At 57.3% G+C, this 23,256-nt stretch carries 19 protein-coding genes; 4 read left to right on the top strand and 15 right to left on the bottom strand.

Annotation, left to right across the window (positions count from 1 at the left end):
• The first annotated feature begins 392 nt into the window (after positions 1 to 392).
• Positions 393 to 2,150, top strand: coding sequence for an ABC transporter transmembrane domain-containing protein (locus tag C1725_RS06375; RefSeq protein WP_102410816.1), 1,758 nt, complete (start codon positions 393 to 395; stop codon positions 2,148 to 2,150).
• On the top strand, positions 2,150 to 3,943 hold the full coding sequence (locus tag C1725_RS06370; RefSeq protein WP_102410815.1) for an ABC transporter transmembrane domain-containing protein: 1,794 nt from the start codon (positions 2,150 to 2,152) through the stop codon (positions 3,941 to 3,943). The genes C1725_RS06375 and C1725_RS06370 overlap by 1 nt, the downstream gene beginning before the upstream one ends.
• Before the next feature lie 58 nt (positions 3,944 to 4,001).
• On the opposite strand, the gene C1725_RS06365 is transcribed toward C1725_RS06370, so the two are convergent.
• A complete protein-coding gene (locus tag C1725_RS06365) occupies positions 4,002 to 4,631 on the bottom strand; it encodes a cytidylate kinase family protein (RefSeq protein ID WP_102410814.1) in 630 nt (209 codons plus the stop codon).
• Positions 4,632 to 4,980: 349 nt separating this feature from the next.
• Here C1725_RS06365 and C1725_RS19240 point away from each other — a divergent pair, with 349 nt between their 5' ends.
• Positions 4,981 to 5,205: a DUF6017 domain-containing protein gene (locus C1725_RS19240; RefSeq protein WP_346026870.1), complete on the top strand. Its 225-nt coding sequence runs from the start codon at positions 4,981 to 4,983 to the stop codon at positions 5,203 to 5,205.
• Between the two features lie 46 nt (positions 5,206 to 5,251).
• Here the strand turns inward: C1725_RS19240 and C1725_RS19235 are convergent, their stop codons facing one another.
• From C1725_RS19235 to C1725_RS06345, 4 genes are all read right to left on the bottom strand, one after another.
• A complete protein-coding gene (locus tag C1725_RS19235; protein ID WP_346026408.1) occupies positions 5,252 to 5,602 on the bottom strand; it encodes a winged helix-turn-helix domain-containing protein in 351 nt (116 codons plus the stop codon).
• 73 nt (positions 5,603 to 5,675) lie between these two features.
• Positions 5,676 to 7,682 carry a flavodoxin gene (locus tag C1725_RS06355; RefSeq protein ID WP_102410812.1) on the bottom strand — a complete coding sequence of 669 codons (2,007 nt, stop codon included), beginning with the start codon at positions 7,680 to 7,682 and terminating at the stop codon, positions 5,676 to 5,678.
• The gene (locus C1725_RS06350) at positions 7,679 to 8,104 is read right to left on the bottom strand and encodes a DapH/DapD/GlmU-related protein (RefSeq protein WP_346026407.1); all 426 of its coding nucleotides are present in this window, start codon (positions 8,102 to 8,104) and stop codon (positions 7,679 to 7,681) included. Before C1725_RS06350 ends, C1725_RS06355 begins: the two co-directional genes overlap by 4 nt.
• A 206-nt stretch (positions 8,105 to 8,310) precedes the next feature.
• On the bottom strand, positions 8,311 to 9,441 hold the full coding sequence (locus C1725_RS06345) for an aldo/keto reductase (protein WP_102410811.1): 1,131 nt from the start codon (positions 9,439 to 9,441) through the stop codon (positions 8,311 to 8,313).
• 365 nt (positions 9,442 to 9,806) lie between these two features.
• On the opposite strand from C1725_RS06345, the gene C1725_RS06340 reads away from it, so the two are divergent.
• The gene (locus tag C1725_RS06340) at positions 9,807 to 10,703 is read left to right on the top strand and encodes a LysR family transcriptional regulator (protein WP_102410810.1); all 897 of its coding nucleotides are present in this window, start codon (positions 9,807 to 9,809) and stop codon (positions 10,701 to 10,703) included.
• Between the two features lie 233 nt (positions 10,704 to 10,936).
• Here C1725_RS06340 and C1725_RS06335 read toward each other — a convergent pair whose 3' ends face one another.
• The 10 genes from C1725_RS06335 to mazG form a co-directional block, all read right to left on the bottom strand.
• Positions 10,937 to 11,584, bottom strand: a complete 648-nt coding sequence (locus tag C1725_RS06335; protein ID WP_102410809.1) for a phosphoribosyltransferase family protein — start codon at positions 11,582 to 11,584, stop codon at positions 10,937 to 10,939.
• A 31-nt stretch (positions 11,585 to 11,615) separates the two neighbouring features.
• Entirely contained in the window at positions 11,616 to 12,551 is a 936-nt protein-coding gene (gene rsmH / locus C1725_RS06330; protein WP_102410808.1) for a 16S rRNA (cytosine(1402)-N(4))-methyltransferase RsmH, read from the bottom strand.
• Positions 12,541 to 13,764 (bottom strand): bifunctional folylpolyglutamate synthase/dihydrofolate synthase, encoded by a 1,224-nt coding sequence (locus C1725_RS06325; RefSeq protein ID WP_346026406.1) that lies wholly within the window; start codon positions 13,762 to 13,764, stop codon positions 12,541 to 12,543. The genes rsmH and C1725_RS06325 overlap by 11 nt, the downstream gene beginning before the upstream one ends.
• A gap of 83 nt (positions 13,765 to 13,847) precedes the next feature.
• A complete protein-coding gene (locus C1725_RS06320) occupies positions 13,848 to 15,356 on the bottom strand; it encodes a DUF6056 family protein (protein ID WP_346026405.1) in 1,509 nt (502 codons plus the stop codon).
• Between the two features lies 1 nt (position 15,357).
• Positions 15,358 to 17,988 (bottom strand): valine--tRNA ligase, encoded by a 2,631-nt coding sequence (locus C1725_RS06315; RefSeq protein WP_102410805.1) that lies wholly within the window; start codon positions 17,986 to 17,988, stop codon positions 15,358 to 15,360.
• A 380-nt stretch (positions 17,989 to 18,368) separates the two neighbouring features.
• A complete protein-coding gene (locus C1725_RS06310; RefSeq protein ID WP_102410804.1) occupies positions 18,369 to 19,709 on the bottom strand; it encodes a VTC domain-containing protein in 1,341 nt (446 codons plus the stop codon).
• A 148-nt stretch (positions 19,710 to 19,857) separates the two neighbouring features.
• A complete protein-coding gene (gene ispD / locus C1725_RS06305) occupies positions 19,858 to 21,024 on the bottom strand; it encodes a 2-C-methyl-D-erythritol 4-phosphate cytidylyltransferase (protein ID WP_102410803.1) in 1,167 nt (388 codons plus the stop codon).
• Between the two features lie 6 nt (positions 21,025 to 21,030).
• The gene (locus C1725_RS06300; protein ID WP_102410802.1) at positions 21,031 to 21,276 is read right to left on the bottom strand and encodes a S4 domain-containing protein; all 246 of its coding nucleotides are present in this window, start codon (positions 21,274 to 21,276) and stop codon (positions 21,031 to 21,033) included.
• A gap of 93 nt (positions 21,277 to 21,369) precedes the next feature.
• Positions 21,370 to 21,645 carry an HU family DNA-binding protein gene (locus tag C1725_RS06295; RefSeq protein ID WP_102410801.1) on the bottom strand — a complete coding sequence of 92 codons (276 nt, stop codon included), beginning with the start codon at positions 21,643 to 21,645 and terminating at the stop codon, positions 21,370 to 21,372.
• A gap of 146 nt (positions 21,646 to 21,791) precedes the next feature.
• On the bottom strand, positions 21,792 to 23,240 hold the full coding sequence (gene mazG, locus C1725_RS06290; protein ID WP_102410800.1) for a nucleoside triphosphate pyrophosphohydrolase: 1,449 nt from the start codon (positions 23,238 to 23,240) through the stop codon (positions 21,792 to 21,794).
• Positions 23,241 to 23,256 lie beyond the last annotated feature (16 nt).

The raw sequence follows: 23,256 nt of genomic DNA, 5'->3' as shown, positions 1-23,256 counted from the left end.
GCTGTGGGCCTTCTGGTCATCGGCAAAGCCGACGGGGCTCGTGCAAAATGAAGGTTCATTCTGTACGGCGGTCACAAGGAATATTTTCCTCCGAAGATGCTGCACACTTGACTGCGGAAAACGCCCCGTCCGCCCTTTAAAGCCGGTCGATATGATTTTATATGAAGGGGAAGGTTCCCCTTTATGCATCTCCTCTCACACGACGATGCTTTACTGGTCGTCATCAGGTCCACAAAAGCTGTGGGCCTTGCTTTTTTCTATCTATTTTTTGTTGTTTTGGTTTTTCACTCTATCCTTTCTCTCAAAAATCAGTATAATAGGAGGCGTATTTTAAAGGCGGCCCGTTCGCCGCCCGGAAACAGCGATGGAGAGGAAGATGGAGGTAAAGAAAGGTGTACCAATGCAAATGGCTCTTCGGAATCATGGACAAGCGGTACCACAAGCGGCATCTGCTCGCGCTTCTGATCTCGGCCGTGACGAGCGTCATGTTGCTCATCAATCCCGCGCTGACCTCGAAGCTCGTGGACCAGGTCATCGTAGCCCAAAATCCGGAGCCGCTGCTGGGGCTGCTCATGGCAATGCTGGGCTTCAAGGTCCTTCGGGAGTGCCTGCGCTATTACATGGTCGTATCGCTTGAGACGACCTCGCAGAACACGCTGTTCAACCTGCGCCAAAGGCTGTTTGAAAAGCTGCAGTATCAAGACATGCATTTCTTCGGCCGCTACCGCACCGGCGACCTGATGACCCGCCTCACCGCGGACATGGACTGGTGCCGTCACTTTCTTTCCTTCATGGACTATCAGGTCGTGGACTGCGTCTTCATGTTCGTCTCCACCCTGATCTATTTCTTCATCGTGAGCTGGAAGCTGACGCTCGCGCTCTTTCTCGTCACGCCCCTGCTCATGCTCATCACCAAGCTGTACTCCAGCCGCGTGCGGCCGAAGTTCATGGACATGCGCGAGCGCCTTTCCGAGATGAACACCGCCGCGCAGGAGAACATCGCCGGCACGCGCGTCGTCAAGGCCTTCGCCCGCGAGGACTATGAAAGGGAGCGCTTTGACGCGCGCAGCAGCGCTTTTCGCGACGCGAACCTCGACATCAACAAGATGTGGCTCTCCTTTTACCCGTTCATCGAACTGCTCGCCAACCTCATGACGCTCATCACGCTGTTTCTGGGCGGATTCTTCATCATCCAGGGAGAGCTGACGCCCGGCGAGCTCACGATCTTCACCAGCCTGAGCTGGGCGCTCTCCAACCCCATGCGCAACCTGGGCAACCTCATCAACGACCTGCAGCGCTTCACCACCAGCGCGGACAAGGTCATGGAGGTTTACTTCTCAAAACCCGGCATTCAGAATAAGCCCGCCGTTCAAGACCGCCCTGCGGTGCAGGGGGGCGTGACGTTTAACCACGTCGGCCTCTCCTTTGGCAAGGTACCGGTCTTAAGGGACGTCAGCTTTCACGTAGACCCTGGCCAGACGCTGGCGATCATGGGGCCCACGGGCTCCGGCAAGACGACGCTCATACAGCTCCTGAGCCGCTTTTACGACGCGAGCAGCGGAAGCGTGCTCGTGGATGGGGTGAACGTAAAGGACTGGAAGCTCGACCAGCTCCGCCGGGCCATCGGCACCGCCACGCAGGACGTCTTCCTCTTTTCCGACACGGTGGAAGGCAACGTCGCCTTTGGCAATCAGGAGCTCACGCTGGACGAGGTCAAGGCCTTCGCCCGCTATGCCGACGCGGACGGGTTCGTGGAAAAAATGCCCGAAGGCTATGACACGATCGTCGGCGAGCGCGGTGTGGGGCTGTCGGGCGGCCAGCGTCAGCGCATTGCGCTGGCCCGCGCGCTGGCGATGCGGCCCGCGATCCTCGTCATGGACGACACCACCTCCGCCGTGGACATGGAGACGGAGCGCTATATTCAGGAGCAGCTGCGAAACCTCCCCTATGCCTGTACCAAGATCATCATCGCACAGCGCATCTCCTCTGTGCGTGACGCCGATTTGATTCTCGTCCTCAAGGACGGCGAAATCGTGCAGCGCGGCACGCACGAGGAGCTCTCGCGACAGCCAGGCTACTACTACGAAACCTACGCGCTGCAAAACGACCTGCCGGCGGACGCGCTGGCCCAGGAAAGGGGGATCTGCTGATGGCGCGCAATAAGTTTGACGTCGACGAAAATCTGGAATCGCCGTTCAGTTTTTCCCATCTGAAGCGCGCGATGAAGTACATCGGCAAGCACCGCGCCTACATGCTGCTCGCGCTCCTGCTCAGCGCCCTGGCCAGCGTATCCAGCCTTTTTGTGCCCAAGCTGATGGAATGGGTGCTGGACGACGCGGTGCCCAACAAGGACGTCGGGCTGCTGCTTCGCCTTGCGGGCGCGTTTACCGGCATCATCGCCGTCGTCATCCTCTTCACGACCGTGCGCTCGCGCATCATGGCGCACGTGAGCCAGGAGATCATCTACGACATCCGCAAGGACCTGTTCAGCCACCTGCAAAAGCTGCCCTTCAGCTATTACGACAGCCGCCCGGCAGGTAAAATTCTGGTGCGCGTCATCAACTACGTAAACTCGGTGAGCGACATCCTCTCCAACGGCATCATCAACGTGATCCTGGAGATCATCAACATCGTGTTTATCATCTGCTTCATGTACGCGACCAACGCCTTGCTCGCCACCATCATCGTAGCCGGACTGCCCTTCTTCGCCGCGGTCATCCTCTACCTCAAGCCGCGCCAGCGCCGGGCCTGGCAAAACCAGTCCAACAAGAACTCGAACTACAACGCCTACCTCGCAGAGAGCATCGACGGCGTCAAGGTTTCCCAGCTCTTCGTCCGCCAGGAGGAAAACATGTCCATCATGCGCAGGCTTTCCGAGGCCTGCCGCGCGGCCTGGATGAAGGCGATGTACATCAGCAACGCCGTATGGTTTTCCTCCGAGATCATCACGCAGATCGTCTTCACCGTGATGTACATCGCGGGCGTCTACTGGATGGGCGGGGCGATGGTTTCCTTCGGCGTCATCCTGGCGATGGGCCAGTACGTCAGCCGCTTCTGGCAGCCGATCACGAACCTGGCGAACATCTACAACTCCTTTATCAACAACATCGCCTATCTGGAGCGCATCTTTGAGACGATGGACGAACCCGTCACCGTGGACGACGCACCGGATGCTGAGCCCCTGCCGCCCATCACCGGCGAGGTGCGCTACGAGGACGTCACCTTCGGTTATGAGCCCGGCGTCAACGTGCTGGAAGACGTCAGCTTCCACATCCGCCCCGGCGAATCCATCGCTTTGGTGGGCCCGACCGGCGCGGGCAAAAGCACCGTCGTCAGCCTGCTCTGCCGCTTTTACAACCTCAGCGGCGGCAAAATCCTGCTCGCAGATCAGGAAGGCGCAGAGCACGACATCGCGCGCTGTACGCTGCATTCGCTGCGCAGTCAGCTCGGCATCATGCTGCAGGACAGCTTCATCTTCAGCGGCACGATTCTGGACAACATCCGCTACGGCAGGCTGGACGCGACGGACGAGGAGGTCGAGGCCGCGGCGAAGGCCGTGCGCGCGCACGACTTCATCGTGCAGATGGATCAAGGCTATCATACGGTGGTCGGAGAACGCGGCGGCAGCCTCAGCCAGGGACAAAAGCAGCTCATCGCCTTTGCGCGGACGCTCCTGTGTGACCCGCGCATCCTGATTCTGGACGAGGCGACCTCTTCCATCGACACGAAGACCGAGCGCCTGCTGCAGGAGGGCATTCAGACCCTTTTGAAGGGCCGCACCTCCTTCATCATCGCGCACCGTCTGTCCACGATCAAAAACTGCGACAAGATTTTCTACATCAGCGACAAGGGCATCCTGGAAGCTGGAAGTCACGACGAGCTCATGGCGCGCGGCGGGCTCTATTACGCGCTCTATACCGCGCAGATTCAGCAGCCCGCTTAAAACAGCAGGGGCCCGCGGAGAAACGAAATGTTTCCCGCGGGCCCCTTTGTAATCCCCTTTAGAGCTTAAAGCGCAGCTTCAGGCAGGCCTCGATCATGTCCACGCCCGTCTCAAAGGAAACCTTGCCGGTGTTGAGGCACAGGTCGTAGTGCTTGGCATCCTGCCAGTCAAGGCCGGTAAAAAAACGGTAGTATTCAGCGCGCCGCTTGTCGGTTCGGCGGATGCGCCGCTCCGCCTCCGTGGCGTCGATGCCCTCCACCTCCATGATGGAGGCGATGCGCTGATCCAGCGGCGCGTGCACGAAGACGTTGAGCACGTTGGGATGGTTGCGCAGGATGTAGTCCCCGCAGCGCCCGACGATGACGCAATTCTCGTCGTCCGCGATCTGCCGGATGACGCGCGCCTGATAGCGGAACAGGTTTTCATCGGAAATCTGGTCCTCCTGATCGGGCGGCGACGGCACAAATTTACCGTCATTAGCCATGCGCACGGCGCGGAACAGGTTAAAGCGGGTCATCTGCTCATCCCCACGGCTGAACACTTCTTCCCCGATGCCGCTGTCGATCGCGGCCAGCCTCAATATTTCCCGATCGTAAAGGCCGAAACCGAGGCGCTGGGCAAGCATCCGCCCGATACGGCTGCCGCCGCTGCCCAGTTCGCGCGCGATCGTGATTGCATACGTTTCCATAGAACCACCCTTCCTTTGGCATTTCCTGATTTCAGTATACACGATTTCAGCACAAGATACAACATACTTGCGCAGATTTTGTCCAATAAACACTGAAATTGCAGAACAAACCGCATCTCACGCGCTGTTATATCGCACGCGCTCCAGCTCGCCTTTCATCACGAACCCATGACCTTGAAGAAGCCGATGAACGGAAATACCGGCTCGAACGGCAAAGCAAAAGCCCGGCCGCAATAGCCGATGGGTCTGAAAGGAACAGCCCGCCGGTGGGCGGGCTGATGGGAGGGATACGGAGGAGCGGACGAGAGAGTACAGAGAGGTCGTCCTGAAGAACATCGCCTAGAACGTACTGACGGAACGGGTAGACCGGGATCGTCTGGACGAGGTAGTGGACCTCCTGGCGGAAACGGTGTGCTGCCTCAAGAAGGAAATCCGCATCGGCGGCGAGGACTTCCCCGCCACGACCTGTACGGTGACGGTTCTTCCCCTGGCCCGATTCCTCCCTTCCCAGGAACCAGACTGCTCAGTGTGGGGGAATGATATGTCCCCCTCAACTTGGCCGCTGTTAGGATAGGGCATTCCATCCGCAGAGGCTCAGAAGGTACTCTGGAGGGCAACTTCTACCTATTGTCGCCATTGAAGCGGTAGCCGACGCCCCACACGGTTTCTACGTAGCCGTCGCCGTCCGTGGCACCCAGCTTCTTGCGGAGCCGTTTTACCTGGTAGCGGACCGCCTCCTCGGTATCACAGCCGGCCTCTCTGGGCCACACGTTGTTGTAGAGCTGCTCCCGCGTCAGGACCTGTCCGGCATGTCTCATCAGGAAGGACAGCAGATCGAACTCCCGCCGGGTCAGATCCAGGCAAGGTACTCCATGGCCTCCACTGCGGAGAGCGTGTAGCGTGCCTCCAGTTCGCCACTCTGCTCCTGAAGCGCGTATTTGATGCGCTCGCAGTTGTGCAGATCGGCTCAATGATTAAAACTCGTACCATTCCTGGGTCCCCTTTTCTTGGTGTGTGCAACGGAAGGACTCCCCATCGCCTAGTCTAATACCAATCATGCTTTTCGCCCCGATCAAGGGCTTTGATCTGTGCCATCTCCTCGCCAGTGAGCGAGAAGTGATATAACTCCGTATTTTCCTGGATGTGGTCTGGATTGCTGGAGCCGGGAATGACCACCACACCTTTCTGTAAGTTCCACCGAAGGATAACTTGAGCCGAAGATACCCCGTGGACCTCAGCAATCGCGGAAATTACCGGGTCCCTCAACAGTTCCGTCGTATGACCCCGTCCACCCAGCGGATACCACCCCTGGACTACGATGCCCAAATCTTGAATAAACGGGATCACATCGTTTTCCTGATAATACGGGTGAATCTCATTCTGCACCAAGGCGGGAACGGTGTCCAATCGAGGAAGAAACTCGGTGAGTTCCTCTACATACCAGTTAGAAAGACCAATGGAACGAATCTTTCCGTCCGCTACAAACCGTTCCATTGTTTTATATGCCTTTACATCGTTGCCGTCAGGATGGTGAAGCAGCATCATATCTACATAACCGATGTTCAGTCTATCCAAACACGCCTGGATGGAAGTCTCCGGGTCGGCCATCTCGCTACCGGGATAGATTTTTGTGATGACGAAAACCTCTCCCCGCTGGATGATGCCTTCCTCTATGGATTCTCGAATCGCTTGCCCCACTTCTTCCTCGTTACCATAGGCAGAGGCAGTGTCAATCAGCCGCACACCGCTTTTGAGCGCAGACTTCACTGAATTAATGCAAGTTTCCCCATGGAGACTGTAAGTCCCCAACCCATTGATGGGCATTTCATACCCGCTGTTCAGCGTCACTGTTTTTGTGCTGAAGTCAAACGTACGGATATTTTCCGCACCCGCTTCTGCTTTTGGCAAGTCAAGCCCTCCGATCCATTCCTCTATCATACTACGCGAAGTACCGCCCGCAAATCGTCTGCCGGAGAGCCAATTTGCATCGGAGGCCAAGCCGTGGAGATTGGTATCGCTGGAACCGATTCCACTGGAATGGGAAGTGCAGAATGGCACAATGGTTTTCCCAGAGAAATCATAGCTTTCCAAAAAAGTGCTGATGATTTTGGGGGCTTGCCCATGCCAAATCGGATAGCCCAGCAGCACGACATCGTATTGCTCCATATCCTCGACACCGCCAGCAATCGCGGGACGGGCCGCTGAGTCCTCTTGCTCTTGGTCTGCACGTCCATTGGTGTAATATGCCAAGTCAGCGTCCGTATAAGGGATTTCCGGCACGATCTCATAGAGGTCTGAGTTCAAAGCCTCTGCGGCATACTTTGCCAAGGGCCGGGTGGTGCCGGTGGCAGAAAAGTAAGCCACCAACACACGGGATTTGCTGGAAACATCACCGTCCAGCCAGCGATATAACATCATAGCCGCCTCCGCACGGGTCACGTTTGTCTTGGGGTCAAAGCGATTTCCGGATTTTCCACGAATGATGCCGGATGCTCCGGCCCAGCTTACCGCTTCCTGCGCCCACTCCGAAATCGTGTTGGCATCAGAAAATTCCACTGTCTTTTTGATCGTGGATGGTGAGTTTTCATACCGCCATAGGATCGTCGCCATCTGTTCCCGCGTGACCGCATCGTTCACACCAAAAACACCGTTGTCATAGCCAGAGATAATGCCACTTTCAGATGCCCATACCACGGCATCGCTGTACCAGGTGTCGGCGGCAGTGTCGGTAAAGCCGGGAGCACTTCCAATTTCTGGGCTGTCCGCCATGCGATAAAGAACGACAGCCAGCATTGCCCGTGTCATTGGAGAATCCGGAGAAAATGTGGTGTCAGACGTGCCGCCCATGATACCGTGTTTACAGCAGTATGCAATGGCCTGCGCATACCCAGCATCATCTGTCACATCGGAAAATTCAGCCTTGCCGCCGGCACTTGATGTTGCAGCAAGTTTGACCGCCGAATTATCCTGCGGTTCCGTTTCTGATGCAGCTCCGCAAGCGATGGTTGTCGCCAGCACGATTGCCAGCAGGATAGTCCATAATCGTTTCAAGAATACTCCTCCTTACAGTGGATTTGTTTAAGTACCTGCGCTGGAACGCCTCCCACAACAGTCATTTCCGGCACGTTCTTCGTCGCCACCGCCCCGGCAGCCACCACTGCTCCGTCCCCAATCGTCACACCGGGGAGGACGACGGCTCCAGCCCCAATCCAAACGTTTTTCCCAATGCGAATGGGCGCCGGGAAGTTGTTGCCCCGCCGGGCGGGGTCAAGATCGTGATTGATGGTAGCCAGCACCACATTATGTCCGATCAAAACGCCATAACCAATGACGATTCCACCCTGATCTTGAAAGCGGCAGCCTGAATTGAAAAACACGTTCTTTCCTATAAAAGGGTTCTTGCCGCAATCCGTATAAAATGACGGGAACAGGCTGAAGCCGGGATCGATCGGCCTGCCGGTCAGCCGAGCCATGATGTCTCGTATTTCAGCGGGAGTTCGGTAACTGTTATTCAACTCGGCGGTGAGCCGCAGGGTCTCTTGAGAACGCTGGCACATCTGAGTTGGCGACGGCAGCCCGTCCGCTGTTCATATAGTCCAAAAAGGTTTGAAGATTCATGTCAACTTCCCCCACCTACGGAGCGTTCTCACTTTCATCGTGAATAACCTCCCAGATCAGTTTATCTCAACTTTTCGCAAAAGTCTTTCATAGCGTCCGAGATTTTGATTTGCTGCGGGCATACAGCCTCACAACTCCGACAACCGATACATGCAGCGGGGCGCTTTTCTTCCGGCACCGCCATAAGCGCCATCGGCGCGATAAAGCCGCCGCCGGTAAAGCAATGTTCATTGTATAGTCCCAGCAACGACGGTATATCCAGCCCTTTTGGACAATGGCTCACACAGTAATGGCAGGCGGTGCAAGGAAGTACAATCTTTCGTGTCAGATCTTTGGCAATGGAGAGCAGCGCAGCCATCTCGGATTCGTTCAGGGGCTTCTCCGCGGCAAAGGTCTGAACGTTCTGCTGGACCTGCGCAAAGTCCGACATACCCGAAAGAACCATAGTTACGCCGGGAATGGATTGCAGGAAACGAAAAGCCCAGGCGGGAATGCACTCTTGCGGGCGCAGGGTCTTGAGAATTGCTTCGGCCTGAGCATCCAGTGCAGCCAGTTTTCCGCCACGCAACGGCTCCATGACCCATATGGGAATGTGGTGCGTATTTAGCAGTTCGGCCTTTTCTTTTGCCCCTTGAAAATTCCAGTCCAAATAGTTCAGTTGCAGTTGCCCAAACTCCATGTGTGCTCCATACTGTTTTAAAAATCTTTGGATGACTGCGGTGCTGCCGTGTGCGGAAAAGCCCAGGTGCCGGATGCGTCCATTTTCTTTCTGCCGTAGTAAATACTCCATGATTTCATGCCGGGGATTCAAATAGGCATCGATGTTCATTTCACAGACATTGTGTAATAGGTAGAAGTCAAAGCACGAAACGCAACATTTTTCCAACTGCTTTTCAAAGATTGATTCCACTTTGTCCATGTTGGAAAGGTCATATCCGGGGAATTTAGTCGCGAGGTAAAACGATTCTCTTGGATATTTTCCAAGGAGCTTTCCCATAACAGTTTCGGAGTTCCCATCGTGGTAACTCCATGCGGTGTCGTAATAGTTGATACCCTGCTCCATCGCGTAAGCGACCATCTCACCGGCGGCCGTCTCGTCAATCACGGCCTCATCCTCGTTAATAACTGGCAATCGCATAGCCCCCAAACCCAAGGCGGAAAGACGCTTTTCTTGAAACTGTTTATAAATCATATATCCATCTCCTATTGCTTCTTTAAGGTATAAATCACGCAATCAAGACAGGCTCTCTCTCCTTATGACCACTTCTTCAAAAGACTGCCTTTGTGTATCCAAAGCGCCTGCAACAGTTTATCGGTTTCTTTCTGCTCGATAAATTTCATGCAATTTGCTATCATGTCGTCTCGTCGCTACATTCAGCAGCTCACAGATTTTGGAGCGAAATACCTCGTTTGTCCGATGCTTCTACCATATTTTCACCTCCAGTTCTAGCTTACAATGAACGAAGAGAAATGTAAAATACTTAGATTTGATTTCTAGTTATTCTTGTATCAAATATCTTCGTGTGATATACTGCTGCTTGGAGGTGTCATACAAACATGGAAATTCGCGTATTACGTTATTTTTTAGAAGTTGCAAGAGAAGGTAATATTACAAAAGCAGCCGCATTCCTTCACATTTCACAGCCGACCCTTTCCCGTCAGCTTAAGGATTTGGAGGATGAGTTGGGAAAAAAGCTCTTTGTGCGAAGCAATTACAGTATCAGGCTCACGGATGAGGGGATGCTGCTTCGCAAACGCGCAGAGGATATTTTGGATATGGTCGATAAAACGACCGATGAATTTAAGTCTCTAGACGAAATCACAGGGGGCGATATTCGGATTGGCTGTGCGGAATCTGAGAACTTCAAATACTTCGTCTACGCGGCGAAGTCTTTAAACGCGAAATACCCAAATATTCGTTATCATCTGTATAGTAGCGCCACTGACAGCGTGACTGATCGTCTGGAACGGGGACTTTTAGATTTTGCAATCATTGTGCAAAGCGTGGATCTGTCAAAATACAACTATCTTTCCGTTCCGTCTAATGATATATGGGGTGTTCTAATGAGGAAAGATGATCCTATGGCGGAAAGAGCACATATCCGGCTAGACGATCTGATCGGCAAACCTCTCATCTGCTCCCGGCAAAGCCTGACGGAAGAAATGCCAAAGTGGTTGGGGGAGGATTTGGATAAGCTCAATATCGTAGCCACCTATGACTTGTTGTTTAATGCATCCGTCATGGCAAGAGAGGGATTGGGGTATGTTCTGGGATTTAGCAACCTGATTTACACAGGCAAGGACAGCACCCTTTGCTTTAGGCCATTGGAACCACCTCTGGAATCTCCAATGCACATTATCTGGAAAAAATATCAGGTTTTTTCGCCAGTGGCCTCTCTTTTTCTAGAAGCAATACAGAAGCAATTTGGAATTGGAAAGTTCGACATAAAATAGATGCTTTCTAAATCAAATATGAGTGATAGATATTGATAGGTAATGTAATTATGAACAAACTGTAAATGAGAGCCGTGATGGGGTAATCTACTCACCCGCGTGGGCGAGCTTGCCACCTCCCACGAAATCGTGGAACGGCAGCGAAAAGCAGCGTGACAGTATCTACCATCACGCTGCTCGTCTTAAATTTTAAAAAAGTGGGTTACGGGCCCCCGGCTATAACCGCCGGGCTTCTAGTCCGCCTGCCTCGGGTGCGCTGCGCACAGCACGCCCACCCACGCCGCACCAGCCGTCTTGAGCGCGCGCACGCACTCCGCAGCTGTCGATCCCGTCGTCACCACGTCGTCCACGACAACCAGCCGCAGACCCGTGACGTCCATACAGGCACGAATGCTGCCCCTTACGTTTTCAGCGCGCTCGCTGGCGTCCAATTTGGCCTGTTCGTGCGTGCTGCGTTTTCGCTCCAGGGCGTCCACCACCTGTACACCGCGCGACTGCGCGATGCGCTCGCAGAGCAGCCGCGCCTGATTAAAGCCGCGCCAGCGTTCCCGCCGCTTATGCAGCGGTACGGGCACAAGCCCATCCACATCCCCCGGCAGCAGCCGGATCATCGGGTCGGCCAGCGCCACCGAAGCCGCGCGCACGCATTCAAACTTGTAGCGATGAATCGCGCCGCGCACAACCGGTTCATAGGGAAGCCCGCACGCCGTCCAGTCGGCGCCCTCGACCTGCGGGGCCTGCGCCGCAGGAAGCGCCGCCTCCCACGCATGCGCGCAGAGCGGGCACATTTCACCCCGCTCGATCGGATTTCCGCAGGCGATGCAGCGCGTCTCCATCGGAAACAGAAGGGAGAACAGCGCCGTCTTCCAATCCCGCAGCACGGCTCACTCCCCCTTCAGATCAGGCGAATCCCTACAGTTTTTCGCACACGCGCAGCTTCGCGCTGCGTGCGCGCGGATTGCGCGCCACTTCCTCCGGCGAGGGTTTTATGCCGCCGCCCGCCAACACGCGCACCAGCGGCTTCTTTCCGCAGGTACAGATCGGCGCCTTAGGCGGGCAGATGCAGGGATTCTGCAGCCTGCGCATCGTGTGCTTGACGATGCGGTCCTCAAGCGAGTGAAAGGTGATGACGCAAAGCCGCCCGCCGGGTACGAGCAGCGAGACGGCGTCCTCGATCACCCGTTCCAACGGGGCGAGCTCGTCGTTCACCGCGATGCGCAGCGCCTGAAAGGTGCGCCTGGCGCTGTGTCCCTCGTCCTGCATGCGAACCTTCTTGGGAATAGCCGCATCCACGCAGCGCACCAGATCGGCGGTGGTTTCAATCTGCGCCTGCGCGCGGTGCTCACAGATGATCTTTGCGATGCGCGCCGCCCATTTCTCCTCGCCGTAGTCCGAGATGATGCGGGACAGCTCCTGCTCCGTGCAGGAGTTCACGATGTCCCGCGCGGTGAGTTGCTGGCTTCTGTCCATGCGCATGTCCAGCGGCGCATTCTCGTGGTATGAGAATCCGCGCTCCGCCGTGTCCAGCTGATAGCTGCTCACGCCGAGATCCAGCAGCATGCCGTCGATTCCTCCGACGCCCCGCTCCTCGAGCAGTGCTTTCACGTCGTGGAAGTTTCCGCGAATCGCCGTAAAACAGGGCGACGCGCCCAAACGCTCCGTCGCCGCGGCGATGGCGTCCGCGTCCCTGTCGATGCCGTATAGATGCCCGTTCGGAGCGCAGGCGGCAAGGATGTGCCGCGAGTGCCCGCCGCCGCCCAGCGTTCCATCCACGTATACGCCGCCGTCCCGGGGCGAAAGCCATTCGAGCGTCTCGTCGAGCAGGACGCTCACGTGTTCAAAGGCCATGTTTTTCCTCCCCGCACAGCAGCGTGCGCAGCGTTCCGATCAGGTAAAGCGAGCCGGCGCAGACGATCACGTCGTCCGGCCCCGCAAGGCTTCGAGCGCTTTTCAGTGCGGTTTCAGCGTCCGTGCAAGCGGTTACTTCCCGTGCGCCTGCCTTTGCAAAGCAATCGGCCAGTTCCTGCGGCGGCATGGCGCGCGGCACGGGCGGCGGCGCGGTCACCACCGCGCGGGCGCGATCTCTGAGCAGGGCGCACATGCCGCTTACGTCCTTGTCCGCCAGCATCCCCGTCAGCAGCACCGTGTGCGCAGGGTCGAGATGGCGTCGCAGGTACGCGCACAGCACGCCCACGCCCTGCGGATTGTGAGCGCCGTCGAGCAGCACGTTTCCGATCCACTCCAGCCTGCCGGGCCAGCGCACGCAGGCCAGCCCCGCGCGCATAGCCGCTTCAGAAAGATCAAATCCAAGCGTCCGTAGCTTCAGCGCACACGAGAGCGCGCAGGCGGCGTTGTCCAACTGGTGCGCGCCCGGCAAAGCGAATTCCGCACCGTTCAGACAGAAGTCTCCCAGCGCAAAGCGGATGCGCTGCCCGTGCGCGCTCTCCAGCAGGCAAACGGCTTCCTTTCCGTCGAGAAACAGCGCGGGAGCGCCCACCCTCTCCGCAGTCGCCGCGATGACCCGCCGCGCGGATTCCTCCATATGAGAAACGACGACCGGCACGCCGGGCTTGAGGATACCCGCCTTTTCGCCGGCGATCGCCTCCAGCGTGTCCCCCAGGTACTGCATGTGATCCATGCCGATGGCGGTAATCGCGCAGAGCAGCGGCGTGATGACGTTCGTAGGGTCGAGCCTGCCGCCGAGTCCAACCTCGATCACCGCGATGTCCACGCGCGCCTGCGCAAACGCGCACAGCGCCAACGCCGTGCCGTATTCAAACTCGGTGACATGCACGCCTTCGCACGCAAGCTGCTCCACCACGGGCGCGGTACGCCGGACGAGGTCGGTCAGCGCAGCCTCCCCGATGGGCATGCCGCTCAGGCGGATGCGCTCGTTGTACGTCTGCAGATAGGGCGAGGTGTAAAGTCCCGTCCTGTAACCCGCCGCGCGCAGAATGGCTTCGAGCGTCGCGCAGGTCGAGCCCTTGCCGTTGGTACCCGCGACGTGCACCATTTTTAATTTATTTTGAGGAGGCCCTATTCTCGCAAGCAGCAGGTCCATGTTAGAAAGTCCCTGCTTTCTCGAATGCATAGAGAGACTGTGAATATATGCGACGGCATCTTCCATGCACACATCCTCATTTTTCATCGCTTTTGTTCCTTGTACCAGTCGTCATATGGGATCGGCTCAAGCACCACGTCCGAAGGCAGGTCGTAGAAATTTCTAAACCATACGTGCGAGAAATGATCAGGTGTCGATGCCCAATCATAGGTCGGATAGGGCAATTCTGGGTACCTTATCGTCTTTTCTCCTTGCGCGAGCTCTTGGCGTATAAATTCCACGCGCTCCTTTGAAATCATCGCATTGCGACCATAGAGTGAAAGCCAGAAAAAACATAACACACCTGCAACGGCCACCACCGGCAGTGCGAAATGCCTACACTGATGATCCAATTCGCTAGCACGCATGATTTCCAAAACAAAGGCGACTTCTAAGACAAGCATGGGGTAAAAACATCGCGCTCCAATCGGTGAAACAAAAAATAACGGTGCGCTCAAGCTAGCGATTGCAAGCAAAATCACCCCCATACGTAATTTATGTACGCGGTCTACTGGCAGCACAAAGGGCAATAGGAAAATCACGATTAAGCACAACGACCCCATCCAGTCCTGTACCAGCAGCGTATAAGAAAGAAATGGCTCCCACTCCGGGTATCTCGCACGCACCATTAGGTATGCCGGATAGGCAAAAAGAATGAGCAAAATAGACTTGCTCACCCATCTATGCGCTACCGTCATAGAGGTATAGCTGCGGCGTATGCTCATATCTACAATAATCGCTAACACGAAGAGCAAGGGCGCATTTTCATCCACCAAAAAACGCAGGTGATAATCATGATAAATCCATCTTACTTGATAGAAAACCTTACTCCATCCAGATGAAATCCCAAATATTGTGGTCCGATAAAAATCTTGATTCCCTGCAACCTTCGCGTATGCTCCATTCAAAAACATGAGCACCGCGCCAATCGTGCTTCCTACAAAAAAGCATAAAAGACTCCCGTCTACATGACGGAACTTTGCTTTTGTATAAATACACGCTATAAAGGAAAGCATGCATAGTGCAATTGTAATATTTTCCACCAGAAGTGCCCCAGCGACCCCACAAAGAGCATATGCTAAATGTGCATATCGTGTGTTTTTCTGTTCCTCCCTCAAGCAAAGAAATATCCGGTTTATCAACACAAGTAAAACCAACGCACCTGTGCCATAATTGCAAAAAGCGCTAACCCAACCGATGGATTGCTCCGCCATGGCCTGTGGCATAAGGAAAAAAAGAAGCGCGGAAATAATCGCCAAATACGTCTCCCCTCCTAAGAGCATGAAAGTCGCAAATAACACGCCTCCTATTACGAGTGTTTTTAAAAGCACGCTCCGAGTGAGTGCCAATACCAGCAGGTTACCTGCATAGCGTCCGTTGTATTCCTTGAAAAAGGTCAAAAACCGCTCTGCGCCGCCGCTCGATCCCCAATCCCAGTCATCATGAACATAAGGCACGAAGAAAGCGAGCAACAAGCATGCACCGAGTAATGCCAGAAGGAGCAATTTGCTCCTTCTGGCATGCGGTAGATCGTGCACTTCCACACCATTCACCTCACATGTTCCTGAGCCCCTCGATGCGCTCCTTGAGCGATTCGAGCATGCCCAGATTTACCTCGAGCTTGGCCTTTTCCTGTTCCACGAGCGCTGCGGGCGCCTTGCTTACGAAGCCGGGGTTTTGCAGCTTGCCCTGCGCGCGGGCGATCTCGCCCTCCAGGCCCTTGAGCTCCTTTTCCAAGCGGGCGATTTCTTTTTCGATGTCCACCAGATCGCCCAGCGGGATGTACAGCTCTGCCGCCGCGCTGACTGCCGATACGGTCTTTTCCGGCGCGGACCCGCCCGCCTCCAGGAGCGACAGCTCGCTCACCCAGGCCAGGCGCTTGAAGTACGGCTCCGCGTCCCGCAGCGCTTCTCGCCAGCCCTCGCGCGGGCTGAGGATGAGATGTGCGCGGCGACCGACGGCCACGTTCATCTCTGCGCGCAGGTTGCGCACCGCGCGGATGATATCCATGATGCCCTCCATCTGCGCGGCCTCTTCAGGATAGGTCTTCTCCTCGGGCTTGGGCCAGTCGGAGAGCATGATCGTCCCCTCGGTACCCGGCAGATAGCGATATACCGCGTCCGTCAAGAACGGCATAAAGGGATGCAGCAGCTTCAAAATGCCTGTCAGCACGTGAATCAGCACCGCGCAGGCCGTCTGCTTACCCTCGCCCTGCAGCCGCGCCTTCGCCAATTCGATGTACCAGTCGCAGAACTCCGCCCAGGCGAAGTCGTAGATTTTCTGCGCCGCAAGTCCCAGGTCGTAATCGTTCAGGTGCGCCGTTACTTCCTTCACGGTTTCGTCAAAACGCGTGAGAATCCACTTGTCGGGGAGCTCCAACGCCTTGCCGGAAAGCGATTCGTAACCGTCCAGGTTCATCATCACGAAGCGCGAGGCGTTCCAGATCTTATTGGCGAAATTGCGCGCGCTTTCCACCTTGTCCGTGGAAAAGCGCATGTCGTTTCCGGGCGACACGCCCATCACCAGTGAAAAGCGCAGCGCGTCCGCGCCGTATTGGTCGATGACCTCCAGCGGATCCACGCCGTTGCCCAGAGACTTTGACATCTTGCGGCCCTGCGCGTCTCGAACCAGCCCGTGAATCAGCACCGTGTGGAACGGCGTCTCCCCCATTTGCTCGATGCCGGAGAAGATCATGCGCGCCACCCAGAAGAAGATGATGTCATAGCCCGTCACCAGCACGTCCGTCGGATAGAAGTACTTGAGATCTTCCGTCTCATCCGGCCAGCCGAGCGTGGAAAACGGCCACAGCGCCGAGGAAAACCAGGTGTCGAGCACGTCCTCGTCCTGATGAAGGTGCGTGCAGCCGCACTTGGGGCAGACTGTGGGCGTCTCACGCGCCACGATGGTTTCGCCGCATTCATCGCAGTACCAGGCTGGGATGCGGTGTCCCCACCAAAGCTGACGCGAAATGCACCAGTCGCGGATGTTTTCCATCCAGTTGAAGTAGGTCTTATCAAACCGCTCAGGCACGAATTTCGTCTTTCCCTCGCGCACGGCGGCGATGGCGGGCTCTGCGAGTGGCTTCATCTTCACGAACCACTGGCGGCTCACCAGCGGCTCCACCGTCGTGTGGCAGCGGTAACAGGTACCCACGTTGTGGCTGTAATCCTCGACCTTGACGAGCAGCCCCAGCGCCTTCAGCTCTTCCACCACGGCCTTGCGGCAGTCCAGCGCCTTCATGCCCTGATACTTGCCAGCGTTCTCGTTCATGGTGCCGTCGTCGTTCATCACGCGAAGAATCTGCAGGTTGTGGCGCTGCGCCACCTCAAAGTCGTTCGGGTCGTGCGCCGGGGTCATCTTGACGGCGCCGGTTCCGAATTCCAAATCTACGTATTCGTCCGCCACGATCGGAATTTCGCGGTTCACGAGGGGAAGCGTCACGGTCTTGCCCACCATGTGCGTATAGCGGGGGTCGCTTGGGTTCACGGCCACGCCGGTATCGCCCAACATGGTTTCCGGACGGGTCGTCGCCACGACCACGTCACCGCTCGCGCCCGGATAGCGGATGTGCCAGATGTGCGACGCCTGTTCCTCAAACTCCACCTCCGCGTCCGAAAGCGCGGTTCTACACACCGGGCACCAGTTGATGATGCGCTCCCCGCGGTAGATGAGTCCCTTTTCGTACAGGCGGTTGAACACCTCCACCACGGCGCGGTTGCAGCCCTCGTCCATGGTAAAGCGCTCGCGCGACCAGTCGCACGACGCGCCCAACCGGCGGGTCTGGCGGGCAATGCGTCCGCCGTACTCGCGCTTCCAATCCCACACCTGCTCCAGGAACTTCTCCCGCCCCAGTTCTTCCTTGCTGATGCCCTGCTTACGCAGCTTTTCAACCACCTTCACCTCGGTCGCGATGGAGGCATGGTCGGTGCCGGGCAGCCACAGCGTCGCGTCGCCCAGCATGCGATGGTAGCGGGTCAGCGTATCCTGCATCACGCCGTCCATGGCGTGGCCCATGTGCAGCTGGCCGGTGATGTTGGGCGGGGGCATGACGATCGTAAACGGCTTTTTATCCGGATTTCTGTGCGCGGTAAAGCAGCCGTTTTCCTCCCACTCCTGATAGAGCCTGCCCTCGATCTCCTGCGGGCTGAACACCTTGTCCATTTCGATTTTCTTTTCCGTCTCCATAGAGATTGCTCCTTTTTATTTCATTTCGTGTTTCCCTGTCTGCGGGAAGCGACCGTAGCCCGGGCAGACCGTCTGCCAAAGCGCATATGCATCCCCCTTTCAGGCATCAAAAAAGTCCCTGCGTCCAAAGGACGGAGGGACTCCGTGGTACCACCTTATTTCGCGGCACACGCCGCCTCAAAGCTGTATCGGGCAGACCCGTGCAAGGTTACTTTTCTTCACCCCACAGCCCTCGGAAGCGACCTTCTGCGTTCGCATCCCCAAGCGGTCTTGCAGCCGGTGAACCGCTCTCTCTTCGGGGCCTCTGCGCGTACTCCTCTTCTTCGACGGGACATATGATGTATCGTCATTATAATGCCCGAAAGCGGGAATGTCAAGCGTTAAAGCGAGGCGATATACGCGTCTAGCGCGATCAAACGCTGCGAAAGCCATGATTCAATCCGTTCGATATGAAAAAAAGGTTTCTCGTGCGACCAGCGCTCCGCATCCCGAATGCCCGCGCCGCTTTCATCGAGCAACGCTCTTTTCTCTTCAATATAGCCCATGATCGAATCATTCGACCACGCGCCTAAGCGCAACTGACGCCAACGCGACTTAAGCATTTCCCTGCCCTCCGGGCACTCCGGCTCCGTTAGATAATCTAAAAGGCCCATGGGAAGAATCATGTCCGGCGTCACATCCACTGTGCAAACCTTGCCGTCATAACGGTGATCCTGCTGAAGCATCCCGGAATCATGTACGCAGAAGTTTAGCTGCATCGTCAGGTCAATATCCCAAGGCGTCATCCAGAGCCGTTCATCGACATCCTTCCAGTTTCGTTTTGAATAGTAAACATTTTTTGCATGCTCTGACGTATCTTTCGAATACAACAATTGATTAAAAAGCCACATATCTGCCGCATTTTGCACATCCCACATGTCGCTCACGTCGCCTTCTTCGAGATAGAGCTTATCCAGCATGCGTTTAATGCTTTGTGCTGCAAAAGGCCAATAACCGTTATAATCTTCCATCCCCGTCGGATAATTGATGCTCATGTAATGAAGAGTCTGCCTGCCCACGGCATACTTGGAAAAGGATGCAGGCGCAAGGTGATTAACTTGAAGGGCAAGCCGGATAAAATCAGGCATAAAGTCAGCATATTTAACTTCCAGGAGAGACCCCTCTACAGGAATGGAAAGCCCGTCACAATCAAAAGGGGCTTCGAAGCCATTTCCGCAGCGAATCTGCCGGTCGAGGGTAATGCGCACGTTTCCGGCAGGGTAGATGAATGGAACCCGCTGATAATCGATGATCACGCGTGGCCTGTAGCCACGCGCCGCCTGTGCGGCTGAAAACGAGCGGAGCAGCGCATCTCCACCACGCGGACTGCGTCCTTCCATCAGGGCTTCCAAGTCCGCCCTGCTGATTGCACAGCTTTCCTTTAATGTCATCGCGTTTCGTTTGCGCTTTCTTTCAAGGGAAATATAGCGATCGCTTCGGTTGTAAAACCGGATGCGCCATTTGCTACGATCACTGAGCCCATCCTGCACTTCTTTCAGGTGTGTATCGCCCGCATCGTCGAAATAAATACTTCGCACCTCATAGCTTCCGTCCCGTGTATGCGTGTCATATGCCAACAGGCCGGATAATCTCGCCTCCAGCACGAGCGCGTCCGCCGGGGACACGAGATATTTGAGTTCATAGCGGCGCACAGCCTTGCCCGCATCCGTCCGTACCGTCATATCGCTGCCTTCATTCCCGATTTCATATATATTTTATAATTATACCATATGCGCATGGAATTTTCAAATATCCATACCCCTTTTGACTTGAACTGGAATCAAGAAGCGCGCCCTTCCGCAATCAGGGCGCGCCAATCCCTCGAATTCTTTATCCCGCGACGATCGTCGCGACCGCCTGCGCGCTGATGCCCAGCCCCTCGCCCTCGAACCCGAGGCGCTCAGTCGTAGTCGCCTTGACGTTGACCGCGTCCTCCCCGACGCCAAGCACCTGCGAAAGGCGCAAACGCATCTGCGGGATGAAGTCCTTGAGCTTAGGGCGCTGCGCGACGATCGTGACGTCTACATTACCGGGACGGTAGCCGCGCTCCCCCACAAGGCGCACCACGTGCGAGAGCAGCTTCATCGAATCCGCGCCTGCGTAGGCGGGGTCTGTATCCGGAAAGTGACGGCCGATGTCGCCCAACGCCGCCGCGCCCAGCAGCGCGTCCATCAAGGCATGCGCCGCCACGTCCGCGTCGCTGTGGCCCAGCAAACCGCGCTCGTAGGGTACCTCCACGCCGCACAGGATGAGCCTGCGCCCCTCCACGAGCCGGTGCACGTCGTATCCCTGCCCTACGCGCACCGGCAGCGTTCCTTCGCCCCGCCTGCGCAGGATGGCCTCGCCCACATGCATGTCTTCCGGGGTCGTGAGCTTGATGTTCTCCACATCGCCCTCCACCAGATGCACCGCCTTTCCCATCTTTTCCAGCAGCGCCGCGTCGTCCGTCGCGCGGATTCCCCGCGAGCGGGCGGCCTCGTGCGCCGCTCGGATGTCCGCAAGCGGAAACGTCTGCGGCGTCTGCACCGCGCGAAGGTCCTCCCGCGGCGGCGTCTCCAACACGCAGCCCGAATTGTCCACGCGCTTGACCGTATCCTTGAGCATCACGGCGGCAACGCCGCTGCCGCACTCCCTGGCGCTCCTGATCGTCCTTTCAATTACATCCGGCGTCACAAACGGGCGCGCGCCGTCGTGGATGAGCACGATCTCTCCCTGCGCCCATTCGAGTCCGCGGCGCACGGATTCCTGTCGATCCATCCCGCCCGCCGTCACGTACGCGACGCGTTCCTCTAGGGAAAACGCAGAAAGCAGGCGATGGACGCTCGCCAGGTCTTCCTCCGCCGCCACGATGCCGATGCGCCCGATTTGCGGGCAGTCGGCAAACGCGCGCACCGTGCGCACGAGCACCGGCACGCCGAAAAGCGGCGCCAGCACCTTGTTGCGCCCAAGGCCCATGCGGACGCCCTTGCCCGCCGCGACGATGATCGCTTCATTCATACGCCATCACTCCGAAAGGATTTTGTACATGCCGCCCGCCTCAGCCTTGAGCGCGTGCTCGCTGACGGCCAGCACCTCATACCGCCCCAGCTTGTCGCCGAAGCGCACCTCCAGCACGTCCCCGACCTTGACCTCCGAGGAGGGCTTGGCGGGTTTTCCGTTGATCGTGACGCGCCCGCCATCGCCCGCTTCCTTCGCGACGGAGCGGCGCTTGATGATGCGCGAAACCTTTAAAAACTTATCCAGGCGCATAGGGTTTCCTCCTTTTCCCACGCAATGCGCGGCCCTTAAAAAAGGGGCTGCCGGTCTGGCAGCCCCTGCCGGTCGCCCGGCTCACGGTTTTGTTTACATGCTGACGATATCCTTGAGCGCTTTGCCCGCCTTGAAAGCCGGCGCCTTAGAGGCCGCGATCTCAATTTCCTCGCCGGTGCGCGGGTTGCGCGCCTTGCGGGCCGGACGCTCCTTGACTTCAAAAGAGCCAAAGCCGACGATGGCTACCTTCTCGCCGTCCTTCAGCGTCTCGCCGATCACGTCGATCACAGCGCTCACAGCAGCTTCCGCATCCTTGCGGGTCATGCCGGCCTTGGCCGCGACAGCCGCGCACAGTTCCGTCTTATTCATACAACAAAATCCTCCTTAAAATGCGAATCGTTGATTGGGGTTTAGGTTTCGAGAGCAAACGTTACTATATTCTCCGAAAATTCAGAAATCCCTTCCAGCTTTCCTTCTTTTTTCGAGGAAATATCACGTTTTCGGGCCAAAAAATCTCACTTTTCGCTTTCCTGCATCCAGCGTCTGTGCAGCTCGCCCCTTGAGAGCTCCTCCAGCCTGATCCCTTCCGTCTGCGCCTCCCGCTCCATCCGCTCAAAACGCGCAATAAAGCGCTCCGTTTCCGCGCGCAGGAGCAGTTCCGGCTGGCTTACGCATCCGCGCGCCGCCCCGGCCGCCGCAAAGAGCAGCCTGCCAAGCGCCTCGGAAGCGTCCTTGCCCTCGTCAAGCGCCTCCTGCGCATCCTCCAGTGCCCCGCGCAGGGCCCGAATTGCCTCCGCACCGCTGAGCGGGTCTACGCCCGCGCTGGCGGCCTTTCTGAGCACCTTATAGGCGTGCATCAGGGCAGGCAGATATCCGGGCACGTCGCGCAGGCTGTCGGTCAGCGTCTGCTGTCCTTTTTCGCGCCGCTTGACGGCCTCCCAGCCCGCGTCGCCTGAAGCGTCCTCTCCACCCTTTCCAAACAGCCGTTCATGGCGCGAAATCATCTTATTGCAGATGGCGGTCGCCACGTCGCCGAGGCCGAATTCCGCGTGCTCCGAGGCGATCTGCGCGTGAAAGACGACCTGCAGCAGGACGTCTCCCAGCTCGTCTGAGACGCGGTCAGGGTCGCCGCCGTCGATCGCGTCCACCGCCTCGTAGGCCTCCTCGATCAGGTATTGGCGCAGGCTCTCATGGGTCTGCGCGCGATCCCACGGACAGCCGTCGGGCGCGCGCAGGCGGCACATCACCTGCTCAAGATCGCGCACCGTATGCCGCGATCGTTCGGCATAGGGTACGGGCGGCACCAGCAACACGCAGGTATGGTCGTAAGCCGCCTGCCGGTCCAGCTCGCAAAGCGGAATGACGCTTATGCGCGCCGTATTCTCCTCGCCGGGCTGCGCAAAGAAAATCCTCTGCTCCGCCTCGTACAGCTCCATCAGCCAGAGTTTGACCTCGCTGGCAAGCACGCGTCCATCGATCTCGGTCACCATCAGGGGACGTTCCGGATCCGGCTCCAACGTCTCGATGGAAAGCGCCGTCGCCACGCAGAGGTTTTCCGTCTGCGCGCCCAGCGCCGCGCAGGAGGCCGCCGCATAAGACGCCAGCGTCACCCCCGGGACGATCTCAACGGCGATGTCGCCCTTGCAGGCCTGCGCGAGCGCGCGCACCGTCTGATCGCTGATGGGGTCGCTCACGCCGTAGACGAGACGGCCGCTTTCGCGCACCGCGTCCGCCAATCTGGCCGCCGCCCGCGCGCACAGCTCGTCGAAATCCTCGCATTCCTCGTACAGCGCATCGAGCGTCTCAAAGGCTACGTCCTTTTGCCGAAGCGCCTCCGCCACGCCGTGGCGCGCCGTGCGCAGAACTACGCGCTGTCCGCCCGTGAGCGCCTCCCATGCGGCAAGGGTTATCAGCCCGGCGCCGCCGGGGCCCAGCCCCACGACCGTGATGCGGTGCTTTTCCATAGGATCAATCCGCCTC

Source organism: Beduinella massiliensis, assembly GCF_900199405.1.
GTDB classification, from domain to species: Bacteria; Bacillota; Clostridia; order Christensenellales; family Aristaeellaceae; genus Beduinella; species Beduinella massiliensis.
This window is presented reverse-complemented; position numbering and strand designations above follow the sequence as displayed.

Coding starts and splice junctions, on each gene's coding strand:
- C1725_RS06370 (WP_102410815.1), top strand. CDS start 2,150: ATGGCGCGCAATAAGTTTGACGTCGACGAAAATCTGGAATCGCCGTTC.
- C1725_RS06365 (WP_102410814.1), bottom strand. CDS start 4,631: ATGGAAACGTATGCAATCACGATCGCGCGCGAACTGGGCAGCGGCGGC.
- C1725_RS06350 (WP_346026407.1), bottom strand. CDS start 8,104: ATGGCTCGGCTGACCGGCAGGCCGATCGATCCCGGCTTCAGCCTGTTC.
- C1725_RS06345 (WP_102410811.1), bottom strand. CDS start 9,441: ATGATTTATAAACAGTTTCAAGAAAAGCGTCTTTCCGCCTTGGGTTTG.
- C1725_RS06340 (WP_102410810.1), top strand. CDS start 9,807: ATGGAAATTCGCGTATTACGTTATTTTTTAGAAGTTGCAAGAGAAGGT.
- rsmH (WP_102410808.1), bottom strand. CDS start 12,551: ATGGCCTTTGAACACGTGAGCGTCCTGCTCGACGAGACGCTCGAATGG.
- C1725_RS06325 (WP_346026406.1), bottom strand. CDS start 13,764: ATGGACCTGCTGCTTGCGAGAATAGGGCCTCCTCAAAATAAATTAAAA.
- C1725_RS06315 (WP_102410805.1), bottom strand. CDS start 17,988: ATGGAGACGGAAAAGAAAATCGAAATGGACAAGGTGTTCAGCCCGCAG.
- C1725_RS06310 (WP_102410804.1), bottom strand. CDS start 19,709: ATGACGGTACGGACGGATGCGGGCAAGGCTGTGCGCCGCTATGAACTC.
- ispD (WP_102410803.1), bottom strand. CDS start 21,024: ATGAATGAAGCGATCATCGTCGCGGCGGGCAAGGGCGTCCGCATGGGC.
- C1725_RS06300 (WP_102410802.1), bottom strand. CDS start 21,276: ATGCGCCTGGATAAGTTTTTAAAGGTTTCGCGCATCATCAAGCGCCGC.
- C1725_RS06295 (WP_102410801.1), bottom strand. CDS start 21,645: ATGAATAAGACGGAACTGTGCGCGGCTGTCGCGGCCAAGGCCGGCATG.
- mazG (WP_102410800.1), bottom strand. CDS start 23,240: ATGGAAAAGCACCGCATCACGGTCGTGGGGCTGGGCCCCGGCGGCGCC.